Here is a 15,349-nt window from a genome sequence, read left to right as displayed (position 1 = left end):
GCTCAGGCGTCGATGGTGTCTTGGTCGACCCGGGCGGCGGAGTCGATGAGCCAGTTGCGCCGGGGCTCGACCCGCTCACCCATGAGCAGCTCGAGCACCTCCTCGGCGGCCTCGGCGTCGTCGAGCGTGATGCGGCGCACGGCGCGGGTCGCCGGGTTCATCGTGGTGTCCCACAGCTCGTCGGCGTCCATCTCGCCCAGACCCTTGAACCGGGGGATCGGCGTCACGACCTGTTTGCCGGACTTCTCCAGCTTGGTCACGGTGCTCGACATCTCGGCCTGGGTGTACGTGTAGATCGTCTCGGAGTTGCGCCCCTTGGTGACGATCTTGTGCAGCGGCGGGACGGCGGCGTAGAGCCGGCCGTCGGCGATGACCGGGCGCATGTACTTCGCGAAGAGCGTGATGAGCAGCGTGCGGATGTGCGAGCCGTCGACGTCGGCGTCGGCCATGATCAGAATCCGCCCGTAGCGCATCGCCTCGAGGTCGAACGTGCGGCCCGAGCCGGCCCCGAGGACCTGGACGATCGCCGAGCACTCGGCGTTGTCGAGGACCTGCTGGATGTTGGCCTTCTGCACGTTGAGGATCTTGCCGCGGATCGGCAGCAGCGCCTGATACTCCGAGGAGCGGGCCATGCGGGCCGTGCCGAGCGCGCTGTCGCCCTCGACGATGAACAGCTCGCTGCGCTTGACGCCGGTGGAGCGGCAGTCGACCAGCTTCGCCGGCATCGACGCGCCCTCCAGGGCCGTCTTGCGCCGGGCCGCGTCCTTCTGCTGCTTCTGGGTGAGCCGCACCCGGGCCGCGTCGACGATCTTCTGCAGGACCGTGCGGGCCTCGACCTTGGTCTTGCGGGCCTCGACCCAGGCCTTGAGGTGCTGCTCGACGACCTGCTGCACGACCCGCGTCACCGGGGCGGTGGACAGCTCGTCCTTGGTCTGGGAGGTGAACTGCGGCTCGGGGATGCGCACGTGGATGACCGCGGTCATGCCCTCCAGCACGTCCTCGATCGTCGGCAGGTCCTCCTTGGGCCGCAGCAGGCCGCGCGTGTTGCGGATCGCGTCGGCGAGGGCCCGCAGCGCGCCACGCTCGAAGCCGCGCCGGTGCGTGCCGCCGTGCATGTTGCGGATCGTGTTGGTGAAGCACTCGACGACGCGCTCGTAGCCGGTGCCCCAGCGCAGGGCGATCTCGACCTCGGCCCGCCGCTCGACGTTGGCCTTCATCACGCCGTTCTCGTCGGCGGCGTTCTCCTTGTACTGCCCCTCGCCGTTGATGAGCAGCGTGCCGCAGACCGGCTTGTCGCCGCTCGGGGCCAGGAACTCCACCATGTCGGACAGGCCGTGGGGGTAGTGGAACGTCTCGGTCGTGATCGCGCCCTGGGTGGCGTCCTTCAGCACATAGGTCACGCCGGGCACGAGGAACGCCGTGTTGCGCAGCTTGGCCCGCACGACCTCGGTGTCCAGCGCCGCCCCGGTCTCGAAGTAGCGCGGGTCGTGCCAGTAACGGGTCGAGGTGCCGGTGGACGAGCCGCGCTTCATCCGGCCCTGCACCGTCAGCCCGCCGTGGCGGCTGAACTTCGCGTTGGCGCCCTGGCCGTCGAACTCGCCCGGCACGCCGTGCTGGAACGACATGTGGTGGATCTTGCCGTCGCGCCGGACGGTGACGTCGTAGCGCGTGGACAGCGCGTTGACCGCGGACGCGCCGACACCGTGCAGGCCGCCGGAGGTCTTGTAGCCGGAGCCGCCGAACTTGCCGCCGGCGTGCAGCCGGGTCAGCACCAGCTCGACGCCGGACATCCCGGACTTGGCGTGCACGTCGGTCGGGATGCCGCGGCCGTCGTCGTCCACCTGGACCGAGCCGTCGGCGTGCAGCGTCACCTCGACCCTGGTGGCGTGCCCGGCGATGCCCTCGTCGGTGCAGTTGTCGACGATCTCGGTGAACAGGTGGGCGACGCCCCGGCTGTCGGTCGAGCCGATGTACATGCCCGGGCGCTTGCGGACGGCGTCGAGCCCCTCGAGGAGCGTGAGGTCGTCTGCCCCGTACAAGGTCTCGGGTTGTGCGGTCAACTCGATGCTCTCCCATGTCTGGACGCTGTGCTGCCGCGAGCGTAGCGGGACCCACCGACAATTCCGTGGGACCCTCGCCCGATGTGGTGCCCGCCGCGCCCGCTTCCCGAACGCCACCCCGCCGCCACGAACCGCCGCGACGACGTCACTACGGCCGGAACACCGTCCGGAAATGTACGCCCGTCGTCGGGCTTGCGGGTGTCGGCGCGCGCACCCGCGGTACTACGCGATCGAAATCCGGCCGGAGCTCAGCTGTGTGAGCGCGGTCATGATTTCGGTCTCACGGCGGTCGGCGAAGGTCAGCGGGGCGGTGAAGCCGGAGCCGTAGAACAGCTTCAGCAGGCTCGCGTCGACGGCCGTGAACACGCCCAGGCTACCCTCGGCCCGCGGGTCGCGCGGCGTGACCACCAGCAGCTTCTCCAGCCCCCACCGGCGCCGGGAGATCCGCTCGACGCTCTCCCAGGGCAGCCAGATGGCCTGGCCGCGGGTCGGCCGGGTTTTGATCCACAGCCCGGCCGGGCTCGCCGCGAGCACCGGCCCGCCCGAGGTGACCAGCGCGATCTGCAGCGTGACGGCCGCGCCGAAGACCAGCAGCATGCACACCGTGAAGAACGCCACGGCGACCGCGTCGCCGCTGGTGCTGTCGGCGTCGTCGGGCAGCGCCAGGCGCGCGACCGCGCAGGCGAGCACCAGCACCAGGAGCAGGAGGATCGGGACCATGACCGCCGCCCGCTTGAGCTTGCTGTGGCGCACCACGAAGGGCAGGTCCTCCGGGATCCGCTTGGCCACCGGCCCCGGGGGCACCTGGTAGCCGCCCGGCGGCACCTGCGGACGCTGCCACTCGGGCGGGCGCGGACCGGGGGGCGTCGGCGGTTGCGTCACGGGCGACACTCTAGGCGCGGTCGACCCAGGAGCGGTACCGCGTCCCGTCCACGTTGTCCAGATAGTACTCGCGCATGTCGCCGCGGGTGACGAACACGGCGACGAAGATCAGCAACGCGGCGGCGAGCAGCCCGGTGATCCCGTGGAACGTGACATACCAGCCCGGGACCGCCTGCGCGTACTCGTCGCGCACCTGCTGCGGCTCCTCGCCGGTCGGCGCGACCGCCCACTCCGGCCCGCCGACGATCCCGCAGAGCAGGGCCAGCGCGAGCAACGGCCCGAGGGTCCACAGGGCCACCCGCACCTTGTTCGACGGGATGCGCACGACCAGCACGAGCACCCCGACGATGACCGCGCCGACGGCGGCCACGACCAGGTTGTTGGTCATGTCGATGCGCACCTGGTGCAGCTGCTGCTGCGAGACCATCCGCAGCTTGAGGCCGGAAAGGTGGATCAGCGCAGCCGCCGACAACGCGACATCGACGGCGAGCAGCAGCGCCGTCGTCGCGACGGCTGCAAACGCCAGCCGAACCTGCCCCCGCACGGTCATGCCGACACCGTAGTGGGAGACACCGCCGTGCTCATACCCACTTTCTCACTCGGGATAATGGACAGGAGGCCGACCGGTCGGCAGACTTCTCCGGATGGACCCCGTGATGGCCCTGGCCGGGCTCGGCGTCGGCGTGATCGTCGGCCTCACCGGCATGGGCGGTGGTGCGCTGATGACGCCGATCCTCGTGCTGTTCTTCGGCGTGCCCCCGCTCGCGGCCGTCTCCAGCGACCTCGCCGCGAGCGCGGTGATGAAGCCGTTCGGCGGCTGGGTGCACGCTCGCCGCGGCACCGTCAACTGGGCGCTGGTGCGCTGGCTGTGCCTGGGCAGCGTGCCGAGTGCGTTCGCCGGCGTGCTGCTCATGCGCGCGATCGGCGGCGGCGACGGGGTGCAGGGAGTCGTCCGGAACGCCCTCGGGGTGGCGCTGCTGCTCGCGGTGGGCGGCCTGCTCTACAAGACGTACAGCCGCCGCTCGACGCAGGCCACCGGCGCGATCGCCGACGTCAAGGTGCGGCCGGTGCCCACGGTGCTGCTCGGCGCGCTCGGCGGCCTCGTCGTGGGCATGACGTCCGTCGGCTCCGGATCGCTGATCATCGTCATTCTGCTCGCGTTGTACCCCATGCTGCGCGCGAACGACCTCGTCGGCACCGACCTCGTGCAGGCCATCCCGCTCGTCGCGGCGGCGGCCCTGGGCCACGCGATCTTCGGTGACCTGAAGCTGGACCTCGCCGGGGCCGTGCTCATCGGCTCGGTGCCGGGCGTGCTGATCGGTGCCCGGCTGTCGTCGCGGGCCCCGGCCGGCGTGGTCCGGGCGGCGCTGATCATCGTGCTGCTCGCGAGCGCGCTGAAGCTGTTCGACGTCCCGACCGTGCCGGTGCTGTCGATCGTCGGCGTCGCGGTGGCCGTCGCCGTGTTCGAGGGCTGGCGCCGCCGGCGCATGTCGTCCGAGCTGTCCGGGTCGTCGGAGCCGGCGCCCGCCGTCCGCCGCTAGGCAGGCGGTAGGAAAACTGGGCCTGGAGCACCAGTTTCGCTACCACGAAACGAACTCGCCCGGACACGCCGCTAATGCCCGGTTTGTCCCGCGACATCCCTGCAAGATCGCGACATCAGGGACGAGACGGCCGCGAAACAGGCAGAATCACGGGGACAGTGCTGACTGAGCTAGGAGTTCCTGATGTCTCGGCTCAACCATCTGCCCGAGTGGGCGGCGCTCGCCAAGCACCGCGCCGAGCTCGGAGAGGTGCACCTGCGTGACCTCTTCGCCGCCGACGCGGACCGCGGCCGGCGCTACTCGCTGCAGGTCGGCGACCTCTACCTCGACTACGCCAAGCACCTCGTCACCGACGAGACCCTCGCGCTGCTGCGCGAGCTGGCCGCCGCCCGGCGGGTGGCCGAGCTGCGCGACGCCATGTTCCACGGCGATAAGATCAACTTCACCGAGCACCGCGCCGTGCTCCACGTCGCCCTCCGCGCGCCCCGCGACGCCGTGATCGAGGTCGACGGCGAGAACGTCGTGCCGAAGGTCCACGCGGTGCTCGACCGCATGGCGGCGTTCGCCGACCGCATCCGCACGGGTGAGTGGAAGGGCCACACCGGCGAGCGGATCACCACGATCGTCAACATCGGCATCGGCGGCTCCGACCTCGGCCCGGCGATGGCCTACGAGGCCCTGCGCGCCTTCACCGACCGCGGCCTGACCTTCCACTTCGTCTCCAACGTCGACGGCGCCGACCTGCACGAGGCCGTGCGCGCCGCCGACCCGGCCAAGACGCTGTTCATCATCTCGTCGAAGACCTTCACCACGATCGAGACGATCACCAACGCGACCGCGGCCCGCCGCTGGCTCGTCGCGCAGCTCGGCGACGAGAGCGCGGTGGCCAAGCACTTCGTCGCGGTGTCCACGAACGCCGGCGAGGTCGCCAAGTTCGGCATCGACACGGCGAACATGTTCGAGTTCTGGGACTGGGTCGGCGGCCGCTACTCGTACGACTCGGCCATCGGCCTGTCGCTCATGATCGCCCTCGGGCCGGACGGCTTCCGCCAGATGCTCGACGGCTTCCACCGCATGGACGAGCACTTCCGCACCGCCCCGCCCGAGCAGAACGCGCCGCTCCTGCTGGGCCTGCTCGGCATCTGGTACCGCGACTTCCACGACGCACAGACGCACGCCGTCCTGCCGTACAGCCACTATCTCTCGCGGTTCACCGCGTACCTCCAGCAGCTCGACATGGAGTCGAACGGCAAGTCCGTCGCCCGCGACGGCAAGCCGGTCGAGTGGGAGACCGGGCCGATCGTCTGGGGCACGCCCGGCACCAACGGGCAGCACGCCTACTACCAGCTCATCCACCAGGGCACCGCGCTCATCCCGGCCGACCTCATCGGGTTCGCCCGCCCGGTCGCCGAGCTCGCCGATCTGGCCGGCCAGCACGACCTGCTGATGGCGAACATGTTCGCGCAGGGCCAGGCGCTCGCGTTCGGCAAGCCGGCCGAGCAGGTGGCGGCCGAGGGTGTGGCCGAGAAGGAGGTGCCCCACCGCACGTTCCGTGGCGACCGCCCGACCACGACGATCCTGGCCGGCGAGCTGAACCCGTCGGTGCTCGGCCAGCTCATCGCGCTGTACGAGCACAAGGTCTTCGTCCAGGGCGCGATCTGGGACATCGACTCCTTCGACCAGTGGGGCGTCGAGCTCGGCAAGGTCCTCGCCAAGCGGATCGAGCCGGCCCTCACCGAGGGCGCGCAGATCCCCGGACTCGACTCGTCGACGTCCACGCTCGTGGCCAAGTACCGGGCCGACCGGGGCCGCTGACCTGCGGCGCGGCGCCGCCTGGCCGGCGGCGCCGCGCTATCGTGGGGAAACGTGATCACCGACCGCGACCTCAGCGAGCTGGGCGCGGCCGAACGTGCCGAGCTTGCCCGCCGGCTCGCGGACATGGCGCCGCCCGCGCGGACGCTCGCGCAGGAGCGCGCCCGGATCCGCTTCGTCGTCGTCGCCGCGATCGCCAGCGCGATCATGATCCCGTGGATCGTGATCCTCGCCGCGACGCTGCCCCCTCGGTACCTCGCCGGGCACTGGCGGGCCACGTGGGTCGGCTTCGACGTCGTGCTCGGCGCCGCCCTCGCCGTGACCGCGTGGGCCGCCCTGCGCCGCCGGCGGATCGTGATCCTGGCCGCCGCGGTGAGCGGCTCGCTGCTGCTGTGCGACGCCTGGTTCGACATCATGACCGCGTCCGGCCCCGAGCGCTGGGTGAGCATCGCGACCGGGGTCCTCGTGGAGCTGCCGCTGGCGGCCTGGCTGTTCTTCGTGGCCCACCACCTGGTGCGACGGCGGGCGTAAGCTCACGGGCCGGGGCGGCGATCCAGCTGTACCGTGGCGGCGCCCCCGTCGACCTGCAGCGCGTACCGGTCGGTAGCGCTCGCCCAGCCCGCCCCGGCGACGACCGCGCCGGACGTGAGGTTCTGCTTCGCCTGGTCGTCGAGGCGGGCCTCGCCGACCGTGCAGCCCGCGCCGAGGGTGAGCTGCGCCGGCGGCCCGGTCGGGGCGTGCACCGCCAGACGGCCGACGCCGCCGACGCGGATCGGCATGGTGCCCTCCGGCTTCGGCACGGTGACCTCCAGCTCCTGCACGCCGGCGACCACGTCGATGCCGGCCAGCCGGCCGGTGGCGAAGTCGACGACCTGGCGCAGGCCGCCGCCGGCCAGCTTGAGCTGCCAGCGGACGGTGTTGTTGAGGTACACGTGGACGGTCGCCTGCCCGGCGATCTCGGTGCCGGTGAGGCTGAGCTTGATCGTCTGGCCGGTGTCCTCGACGACCGGCTCGACCCGGCTGCCCGGCAGGGTGGAGGCGCGGTACAGGTACCCCTCCATCGCCTCGCTGTGGATGACCACCGACTCGGCGCCGCTGACCACCTCCAGCTGGACCTCCTGCCGGGCGCCCAACGTCCCGGTGACCGAGTGCACGACATCCTTCTGCGGCGCCGGCTCGCCCGGCGTGCGCGTCACGATGACGAGCACCGCCAGTACAGCTGCCACAGAGATCAGACCGAGAGCGAAACGGAGACGCAGGGACATCGGGCGCCCTTCAGAGACGGGTCAGGGACTGGTGCAGGTGAGGGCCGGCGCGGTCGCGGGGGCCGTGCCGGTGGCGTTGAACCCGAACGAGGTGCTCGCGCCGGGCCCGAGGACGCGGTTCCAGTCGACGTTCTTCACCGCCACGTTCGGCGGCTGGCTGACGACGGTGCCGTTCCACGGTGAGCCTTCGAAGCCCTGTCCGTTCTGGTACGTCCAGCGGACCGTCCACCCGTTGAGGGTGCCCGTGCCGTTGTTCTTCACGGTGACCTCGGCCTGGAAGTGCCCGGCCCAGCTGGACGGGACGATGTTCCAGGTCGCGGTGCAGCCACCGGTGCCGGTGCCGCCGGACGGCGACGCGGACGCCGAGGGCGACCTGGACGGCGACGGCGACGTGGAGACCGAGGGCCGCGGCGACGGCGACGACGAGACGGACGCCGAGGGTGAGGGGTTTCCGGTACCGCCGATGCCCGTCACCTCGCCGTTGCCGCCGTCGAAGACGACGTCGGAGCAGCTGAAGAAGTTCTCCTGGCTGTCCGAGCGGACCCACTGGACGTACAGGATGTGCCGGCCGGATTTGCCCGCCGGCAGCGTGGTGTTGAAGTAGTAGTAGTTGAGGCCGCCGGCCGGGCCGGACTGCGGCGGGTCGGTCGAGCTCCAGAACGACTCCAGGTCACCCCAGGCGAGCGGGGTGGTCGGGTTCCAGCCGTTCTTGGTGATGTACACGTGGAACGTGCCGGGGTGCGCGGCCCAGTTGCTGTAGCGCAGCTGGATCGTCGATCCGGCGGTCAGGTGGGTGGTGGGCCAGTCGGTGCGGGCGGCGTTGTACGCGGCGTACTTCGTGGTGCCGGCGCCGCAGATCTGGCCGTCCGGGATGAACCCGGTGGTACGGCCGTTGGCGTCGGAGCGCAGTACACCGAACCAGTCGTAGAGCGGCTGCTGGCCGCCCTGGGCGACGGCGTCGGCACACGCCGGGTTGGTCGGGATGATCTGGCCGTTTGAGCGCAGACCGTCCACATAGCACAGATAGGTGCGGCTGCCTGGGGCCATCGCGACCCCGTGCGCCTGGGCCGGCGTCGGCGCGACGAGCAGCGCCGCCACCAGTCCGAGCACCAGCACCGCCGCGCGTCGCGCAGTGGTGGGCAAGGCGGGCTCCTTCCTCGAACAGGTACGCGCCATGTTCGGGACCGAAGCCCGTCAATGCCAAAGATGATGTTCAAACGCCGGGTAAAACCGTGAAAGTTCCACCCGGGGGCCGGCACTGGCGGCCATTTCCCGCCCTCGTCCCGCCCTCGTCCCACGTTCGTTCCGCCCTCGTCCCGTGCTCGTCCCGCCCTCGCGCCGCGCTCGCTTCATGATCGCGGCGCTGCTGGCCGCTGCTGCAGGTGGCCGGCACCGCCGGTCGGCTGGGCGTCGCGGGCCGCGCCTCGCCGGGCCCGCCGGGTGCCGCGGCTCTGGCGCGGATCGCGGCCGAGATCGCGTTGTTCACCAGGATGTCGAGCCGCCCCAGCTCTCCGGCGGCCCGCTCCGCGGAGGCGACGACGCCCGCGGGATCGGCAATGTCGGCCCGGACCGCGACGGCTCACCGCTCTTGCGCGCGAATCCCGTCGGCAACGGCCTCGGCCCGTTCCCGGCTCTCCCGACAGGTGATCGCGAGGTCGGCCTTGCCCCCGGCAAGCCGCTCAGCAATCGCTTTCCCGATCCCGCGGCTGCCACCCGTCACAAGCGTCACCTTGCCGCCAAGTGCGTTGTTCACAATCTGAAGCCTGTGCCGTTTTCCCAGCTCCGTCTGGCGTCGATCGGACGCAGCGTTTCCGGCGGGCCTAGGATGTCGGCTCGGGAGGTGGGCACTGATGCTCGTCGAGGTGCAGGTCAAGATCCCGGGCCGCGGACGGAACGAGCTCCCGGTGGCCCGGATCGCGGTCGACGGCCCGATCACGACCGGCGACCTGATCGACCTGGCGGTGGGCGAACAGATCCGCCTGCTGGGCGCGGACGCGGCCCGCTGCCGGGCGGCCCTGGACCGCCAGTACCTCTCCCCGGAGGACGTCGCCGCCCAGGCCCCGACCGGCGTGGTCCGCCTGTCGCGGCCACGCGACGCCGACGCTCCGTCCGCTCCGTCCGCTCCGTCTGCTCCGTCTGCTCCGTCTGCTCCGTCTGCTCCGTCCGCTCCGTCTGCTCCGTCTGCTCCGTCCGGTCCATACGGCGCACCGGGCCGGTCCGACCCGTCCGACCCATCCGGCTTGCCTGACTTGCCTGACTTGCCTGACTTACTTGACTTGCCTGGCTCATCCGGCTTACGTGGTCCGTCCGGTCCGTCCGGTCCGTCCGGTGCACCGGGCCCGTCCAGTCCAGCTCCATCCGGCCCATCCGGCCCCGACCCGGCCGTTGAGGCGGCCCGGGCCCGGCGCGCGTTCGAACGCGGCGTCTTCGTCGTCCTCGCCGGCGGCCACCGGCTCGAACGCCTCGACGAACCCGTCACCCTCCGCCCCGACGAGCCGGTCCTGTTCCTACGCCTGACCCCGCTGGCCGGCGGATGACCACGCCGCTCGACGGCGCACCGGAGGCACACCGCCAGGCGTTCGCCCGCGAGCGGGCCCAGGATCAGCCGCCGACGTGGATGCCGGGGCGCCTGGCCGGGTCCGGCTCCGCCGACCGGATGATCTCGCGCACCACGGGAGCCGTGTCGCCACGGCCCAGGATGAGGTAGCGGAACAGGTGGCCCAGCGGGTTGCCCTCGGCCCACTCGAAGTACGCGTGCGGCCGCACCCCCGTCGCGTTGCGCAGGGCGAGCAGGATCGCGGCGATGGCGTTCGGCGCCGCCGGGCTCTCGGTGCGCAGCACGCGGTAGCCGCCGACGTCGACCCCGCGGACGGTCAGCGTGCCGCTGAATGTCGACGGATCGACCACCGCCACCTCCAGGAAGAGCACGTCGGCGCGGCCGGGGACCGGGTTGATGCCGCGCTGCTCGGCCTCCTTCGCCTCGTACTCGGCCGCGTCGCCCGACTGCCGGCGGTTCGCGACGATGTTCAGCTCGCCGTCGTGCCGGATCGACTCCGTGACGAAGCGGCGCGCCTCGTCGTCGAACTCGATGCCGTCGGCGCGCAGCTCGGTCGTGCGCGTGACCCGGGAGACGAGCGAGACGATCACGATGCCGGCGATGAATACCGCCGAGATCGCGATGCCGTCGGGCTTCTCGACGACGTTGGCGCCCAGCGCGTACAGCAAAATCAATGTCAGCACAGTGAACATCACCGTTGCCAGGCGCTGGCGAGCGCGAGCGGCCGAGATGGTGACCGCGACCGCGCCGGACACCATCATGGCGAGGATGCCGGTGGCGTAGGCGCCCGCCTGGGCGTTGACGTCGGCGCCGAACGCGATCGTGATGCCGACGCTGATCGCCGTGTACACCAGCACGATCGGGCGGACCGCGCGGCCCCACTCCGGCGCCATGCCATAGCTCGGGAGGTACCGCGGAATGATGTTGATCAGTCCGGCCATCGCCGACGCGCCGGCGAACCAGAGGATGAGCACGCTGCTGATGTCGTAAACGGTGCCGAAGGCCTCGCCGAGCTTCTCGTGCGCCAGGTATGCCAGCGCCCGCCCGTTCGCCTCGCCGCCCGCCTCGAACTTCTCGTGCGGGATGAGCACGGTCGTGATGAAGCTGGTCGCCACGAGGTAGACGGACATGATCGCGGCGGCCACCGTGAGCAGCTTCTTCGTGTTGCGCAGCCGCGACGCGCGGCGCTCCTCGTCGGTCTTGCCGTCGGCGGCGACGAGCGGCATCATGCTGACCCCGGTCTCGAACCCGGACAGGCCCAGCACCAGCGACGGGAACGCGATGAGCGCGGGCAGGACCAGCCCGCCGGCCCCGCTGCCGTGCTCGGTGGTGAGCGCGTGCCGCCAGTCGGACAGCGCACCGGCGGTGGTGAACACGTCGACCAACCCGACGACCACGATGACCGCGTTGAGCAGCAGGAACACCGCCACGAGCGGGATCGCGACGGCGACCGCCTCGCTGAAGCCGAGCAGGAACACGAAGCCGAGGACGAGCAGCAGCACGACCGTGACGAGCACCTCGTGGCCGTGCATGAAGTGCGGGAACACCGGGTTCTCGATCATGTGGACCGACGCGTCGGCGGCCGACAGCGTGATCGTGATGATCCACGAGGTGGCGACGAAGCCCAGCAGCACCAGCACGAACAGCTTGCCGCGCCAGAACGGCAGCAGGTGCTCCAGCATCGCGACCGAGCCCTGGCCGTGCGGGCTCTCCTTGGCGACGCGCCGGTACATCGGCAGCATGCCGAGCAGGGTCAGCGCGACGATGAGCAGGGTGGCGAGCGGCGACAGGGCGCCGGCGGCCAGCGCGGCGATCGCCGGCAGGTAGGACAGGGTGGAGAAGTAGTCGACGCCGGTCAGCGACATGACCTTCCACCAGGCCTGCGGCTTGGCGTGCGACTCGTCGCTCTCCGGGCCGACCGGCGCCACGCGGTTCGCCAGGAGCCACCGGCTGACCGGGCCGCCGGGCCGCTCGCGGGGTGCGGGGCTCGGCAGCTTCGCCGGCAGCAGGTACTCGGGCGTGGTCGTCATCTGGGAGTCCTCATAGCCAGCCGGACCGGCGGAACAGCCGGTGGAGCACGAGCGCGCCGGTGAGCATCACCAGCAGTACCACGGCGAACCCCCATTGCCAGTGCAGCCCCGGGATGTTGCCGAAGTTCATGCCGTAGATGCCGGCGATGGCGGTCTGCATGGCGGCGATCGCGGCCCACGCCGCGATCTTGCGCATGTCGTTGTTCTGGTCGAGGCCGACCTGGGCCAGGCGGGCCTGCAGGATCGAGTCGAGCAGCTCGTTGTACGACCCGACGCGCTCCACGACCTGGTGCAGCCGCCCGTGGACGTCCTGGAAGTACTGCTTGAGCGCGGGCGGCAGGTCCACGGACGTCTCCGTGGTGCGCCGCAGCGGCGGTTGCAGCGGCAGCACCGCGCGCTTGAACTCGACCAGCTCGCGCTTGAGCTGGTAGATCTGCTGGACGTCGCAGCCGCCGACACGCAGGAACGCGGTCTCCTCGAGCTTCTCGACGTCGCGCTCGACCCGCGTGGAGACGTCGTGGTACAGCTCGACCATGCGCTCGATCACCGCGTAGCCGACCGCCCACGGCCCGTGCACGAGCAGCGTCGGCCGCTCCTGCAGCTGCCCGCGCACGTCGGCGAGCGCGCCGGCCGCGCCGTGCCGCACGCTGACGACGAAGTGCCGGCCGATGAGCAGCGTCACCGCGCCGGTGTCGACGACCTCGGAGGTGGCCGTGAGCTCGGCGTGCTCGACGTACCGCGCCGTGCGCACGGTCAGCACGGTCACGTCGCCGCGCTGCTCCAGGCCGGGCCGGCGGTCGGCCGCGAGGGTCTGCTCGACGGTCAGCTCGTCGATGCCGAGCAGGTCGGCGACCCCGGCGAACTGCGCCCAGGTCGGCTCGAACAGGCCCAGCCACACGAAGCCGTTGCGCCGGCGCCGGGCCGCCTCGACCGCCTCCGTGAACGCGGGCCGGCCGGGCTGCCGGGCGCCGCGCACGTAGAGCGCGCAGTCGACGATCGCCCCGTCGCGGTCGGGATTGGGCAGCAGCTGCGGCAGGTGCTCGGGCGGCTGGAACGGCCGCAGCATGCGGCCGAGTGCCCGCCCGACCCGTCGCCCGACCCTGACCTGCTCCACGCCGGATCCCCTCTCGCGATCGCGTTCCGCGACACGCTACCGCGTCGGTTCGCGGCGGGGAGGTGCTCTATCGGCCTTCCGCTTCGAGCGGCTGTTCATCCAGTTGTACCCAGAGCAGGAACCCGAGCACGAGGAGCGCGCCGAGGAACACGGCCCAGCCCAGCGCGACGCCCGCGACGGCGACCACGACGCACTGCACGACCAGCGCGGCCATCGTCAGCCGCCGCGCCGGCCGGTGGCGCAGCGCGGCGCGCCCGAGGCCGGCGCCGAGGGCGGCGAGGGCCAGACCGAGGACGACGGCCGCGACCCGGATCGCGACCTGGGCGTCGCCGGGATCGGCGCCGTTGAGCGACATGGAGTAGGCGTCGACGACCCCGCCGAGCACGAAGAGCAGACCGCCGACGACCAGGCCCTCCGCGAGGATCCCGGCGGCCGCGAGGAGCTGGGCGACCAAGCGCATCCGGTCAAGTTACTCCCGAGTAGCTGCGTCTTCAAGCCCTTCGATGGGTCGCTGAGTTCTGTCGTACCCCTCGTGCAGGATGGTGGCCACGAGGGCGAGGGCGGCGGCTGCCGCACCGGCGGCCACGAGCAGTGCCGCGCCCGCCCCCCACCACTGCCAGGCGATGCCGAAGAGGACCGAGGAGGCCAGATATGCCAGCGCCTGCCCGCTCTGCACGAGCGCGATGCCCGTCGTGCGCAGCCGCTCCGGGAGCAGCGGCCCGGCGAGCGCCATCAGCACGCCGTCGGTGGCCGCGTAGAACGCGCCGTAGAGGGCCACCGTGACCACGAGCGCGGCCCAGCCGCCGGGCCGCACGGCCAGCAGCAGGTAGACGGCGGCGAGGGCGGCGAAGCCGCCCAGCCACACCCGGCGCCGGCCGATCCGGTCGGCGAGCGCGCCCAGCGGGAGGGCGAGGAGGAGATAGACGAGGTTGGTGCCGACGGCGAGGAGTGGGAACCAGCCGGTGGCCAGGTCGTGCCGCTGCTGCAGGACGAGGTAGACGAAGCCGTCGCCGATCGTCGCCAGGCCCATGACGACGGCCGCCGCGACGACCAGGCGCACCTCGCGGCGGCGCAGCAGGCCGGCCGCGGCCCGCAGGGACACGGCCGGCCGGTCCGGCGTCGCCGTGGTCGCCTCCGGCGTCGCCGTGGTCGCCTCCGGCGTCGCCGTGGTCGCCTCCGGCGTCGCCGTGGTCGCCTCCGGCGTCGGAGGCGGAGGCGGCGCGGCGGCGGCCGCGGCTGTCGTGGTGCCCGCCGGCTCCGGGGCCGCGCCGGGTGGCGTGCTGCGGGGCTCGTGGACGAACAGGACCAGGACGACGACGCCGAGGAGGGCGACGCAGAAGCTGGTGACGAAGACCGCGTCGAAGGCCTGGCCGGCCGCGGCCAGGACGGCGATCACGACCAGCGGGCCGGCGAACGCGCCGACGCTGTCCATCATGCGGTGCACGCCGAACGCGCGGCCCAGCCGGTCCGGCGGGGTCGACAGGGTGATCAGGGCGTCCCGCGGCGCGGTGCGCAGGCCCTTGCCGGCCCGGTCGGCGACGATCGCCGCGCCGATGCCGGCCACGGACGAGCCGGCGGCGAGCAGGCCGAGCTTGGCCACCGCCGACAGGGCGTAGCCGGTGCCGGCGACCGTCTTGCGGCGGCCGGCCCGGTCGGCGACGTAGCCGCCGGCGAGGCGCAGCAGGGCCGTCGCGCCGGTGTACAGGCCGTCGACGACGCCGAACGCGGCCGGGCCCAGGTGGAGGCCGAGCACGAGGTAAAGGGGGAGGATCGCAGTGACCATCTCGGACGACACGTCGGTGATCAGGCTGACCGTGCCGAGCGCGACGACCGTGCCGGCGACCCGGCCGCGGCGGGCGGCGGACCCGGCGGGTTTGTCCACCGTGGACAGGTACACGCGGTGCCTCGTCTCGGAGCGCGGGGAGCGGGTCCCACATCGTCGGCAGCGGCTGTGAGGCCGGGTTGACACCCACACGTGCGCGCGGTGAACAGTTCGGTACACATCGATACGGGCCGCCCGGCCCGTCGCCGGGAGGCGGCTCGACCGCTGCCTCCGCGACATCCGGCAAAGGCCGGCCTGGTGACGGG

General features: G+C 71.9%; 13 protein-coding genes. 3 read left to right on the top strand and 10 right to left on the bottom strand.

Annotated elements, in window-relative coordinates; genetic code table 11:
• Positions 1–2 precede the first annotated feature (2 nt).
• The 3 genes from IEZ31_RS16220 to IEZ31_RS16210 all read right to left on the bottom strand — a co-directional run bounded on the left by IEZ31_RS16220 (position 3) and on the right by IEZ31_RS16210 (position 3,492).
• Positions 3–2,060, bottom strand: a complete 2,058-nt coding sequence (locus IEZ31_RS16220) for a DNA gyrase/topoisomerase IV subunit B (protein ID WP_229835185.1) — start codon at positions 2,058–2,060, stop codon at positions 3–5.
• Positions 2,061–2,282: 222 nt separating this feature from the next.
• Positions 2,283–2,942: a hypothetical protein gene (locus IEZ31_RS16215; protein WP_190250690.1), complete on the bottom strand. Its 660-nt coding sequence runs from the start codon at positions 2,940–2,942 to the stop codon at positions 2,283–2,285.
• A gap of 10 nt (positions 2,943–2,952) precedes the next feature.
• The gene (locus IEZ31_RS16210) at positions 2,953–3,492 is read right to left on the bottom strand and encodes a hypothetical protein (RefSeq protein WP_190250689.1); all 540 of its coding nucleotides are present in this window, start codon (positions 3,490–3,492) and stop codon (positions 2,953–2,955) included.
• 94 nt (positions 3,493–3,586) lie between these two features.
• On the opposite strand from IEZ31_RS16210, the gene IEZ31_RS16205 reads away from it, so the two are divergent.
• The 3 genes from IEZ31_RS16205 (at position 3,587) to IEZ31_RS16195 (ending at position 6,826) form a co-directional block, all read left to right on the top strand.
• Positions 3,587–4,483: a sulfite exporter TauE/SafE family protein gene (locus IEZ31_RS16205; protein ID WP_190250688.1), complete on the top strand. Its 897-nt coding sequence runs from the start codon at positions 3,587–3,589 to the stop codon at positions 4,481–4,483.
• Between the two features lie 183 nt (positions 4,484–4,666).
• Complete coding sequence (gene pgi / locus IEZ31_RS16200) at positions 4,667–6,298, top strand: glucose-6-phosphate isomerase (protein ID WP_190250687.1); 1,632 nt, start codon at positions 4,667–4,669, stop codon at positions 6,296–6,298.
• Between the two features lie 51 nt (positions 6,299–6,349).
• The gene (locus IEZ31_RS16195) at positions 6,350–6,826 is read left to right on the top strand and encodes a hypothetical protein (RefSeq protein WP_190250686.1); all 477 of its coding nucleotides are present in this window, start codon (positions 6,350–6,352) and stop codon (positions 6,824–6,826) included.
• Positions 6,827–6,828: 2 nt separating this feature from the next.
• Here IEZ31_RS16195 and IEZ31_RS16190 read toward each other — a convergent pair whose 3' ends face one another.
• The 7 genes from IEZ31_RS16190 to IEZ31_RS16160 form a co-directional block, all read right to left on the bottom strand.
• Positions 6,829–7,521 (bottom strand): hypothetical protein, encoded by a 693-nt coding sequence (locus IEZ31_RS16190; RefSeq protein ID WP_190250685.1) that lies wholly within the window; start codon positions 7,519–7,521, stop codon positions 6,829–6,831.
• 60 nt (positions 7,522–7,581) lie between these two features.
• A complete protein-coding gene (locus tag IEZ31_RS16185; protein WP_190250684.1) occupies positions 7,582–8,736 on the bottom strand; it encodes a lytic polysaccharide monooxygenase in 1,155 nt (384 codons plus the stop codon).
• A 403-nt stretch (positions 8,737–9,139) separates the two neighbouring features.
• On the bottom strand, positions 9,140–9,313 hold the full coding sequence (locus tag IEZ31_RS56625; RefSeq protein WP_229835176.1) for an SDR family NAD(P)-dependent oxidoreductase: 174 nt from the start codon (positions 9,311–9,313) through the stop codon (positions 9,140–9,142).
• 848 nt (positions 9,314–10,161) lie between these two features.
• Positions 10,162–12,147 (bottom strand): amino acid transporter, encoded by a 1,986-nt coding sequence (locus IEZ31_RS16175; protein WP_190250683.1) that lies wholly within the window; start codon positions 12,145–12,147, stop codon positions 10,162–10,164.
• 10 nt (positions 12,148–12,157) lie between these two features.
• Positions 12,158–13,213, bottom strand: a complete 1,056-nt coding sequence (locus tag IEZ31_RS16170; RefSeq protein WP_190250844.1) for a magnesium and cobalt transport protein CorA — start codon at positions 13,211–13,213, stop codon at positions 12,158–12,160.
• A 115-nt stretch (positions 13,214–13,328) separates the two neighbouring features.
• Positions 13,329–13,721 carry a hypothetical protein gene (locus IEZ31_RS16165; RefSeq protein WP_190250682.1) on the bottom strand — a complete coding sequence of 131 codons (393 nt, stop codon included), beginning with the start codon at positions 13,719–13,721 and terminating at the stop codon, positions 13,329–13,331.
• Between the two features lie 9 nt (positions 13,722–13,730).
• Positions 13,731–15,158 (bottom strand): MFS transporter, encoded by a 1,428-nt coding sequence (locus IEZ31_RS16160; protein ID WP_229835157.1) that lies wholly within the window; start codon positions 15,156–15,158, stop codon positions 13,731–13,733.
• Positions 15,159–15,349 lie beyond the last annotated feature (191 nt).

This window comes from Dactylosporangium sucinum (assembly GCF_014647515.1).
GTDB classification, from domain to species: Bacteria; Actinomycetota; Actinomycetes; order Mycobacteriales; family Micromonosporaceae; genus Dactylosporangium; species Dactylosporangium sucinum.
The sequence above is the reverse complement of the archived record's forward strand: the minus strand, read 5'-3'. Positions and strand labels throughout refer to the sequence as shown.

What these genes read in the sequence shown, in the direction of transcription:
- IEZ31_RS16210 (WP_190250689.1), bottom strand. Translation starts at nt 3,492, where the DNA reads ATGACCGTGCGGGGGCAGGTTCGGCTGGCGTTTGCAGCCGTCGCGACG.
- IEZ31_RS16205 (WP_190250688.1), top strand. Translation starts at nt 3,587, where the DNA reads ATGGACCCCGTGATGGCCCTGGCCGGGCTCGGCGTCGGCGTGATCGTC.
- pgi (WP_190250687.1), top strand. Translation starts at nt 4,667, where the DNA reads ATGTCTCGGCTCAACCATCTGCCCGAGTGGGCGGCGCTCGCCAAGCAC.
- IEZ31_RS16185 (WP_190250684.1), bottom strand. Translation starts at nt 8,736, where the DNA reads ATGGCGCGTACCTGTTCGAGGAAGGAGCCCGCCTTGCCCACCACTGCG.
- IEZ31_RS16175 (WP_190250683.1), bottom strand. Translation starts at nt 12,147, where the DNA reads ATGACGACCACGCCCGAGTACCTGCTGCCGGCGAAGCTGCCGAGCCCC.
- IEZ31_RS16170 (WP_190250844.1), bottom strand. Translation starts at nt 13,213, where the DNA reads ATGCTGCGGCCGTTCCAGCCGCCCGAGCACCTGCCGCAGCTGCTGCCC.
- IEZ31_RS16165 (WP_190250682.1), bottom strand. Translation starts at nt 13,721, where the DNA reads ATGCGCTTGGTCGCCCAGCTCCTCGCGGCCGCCGGGATCCTCGCGGAG.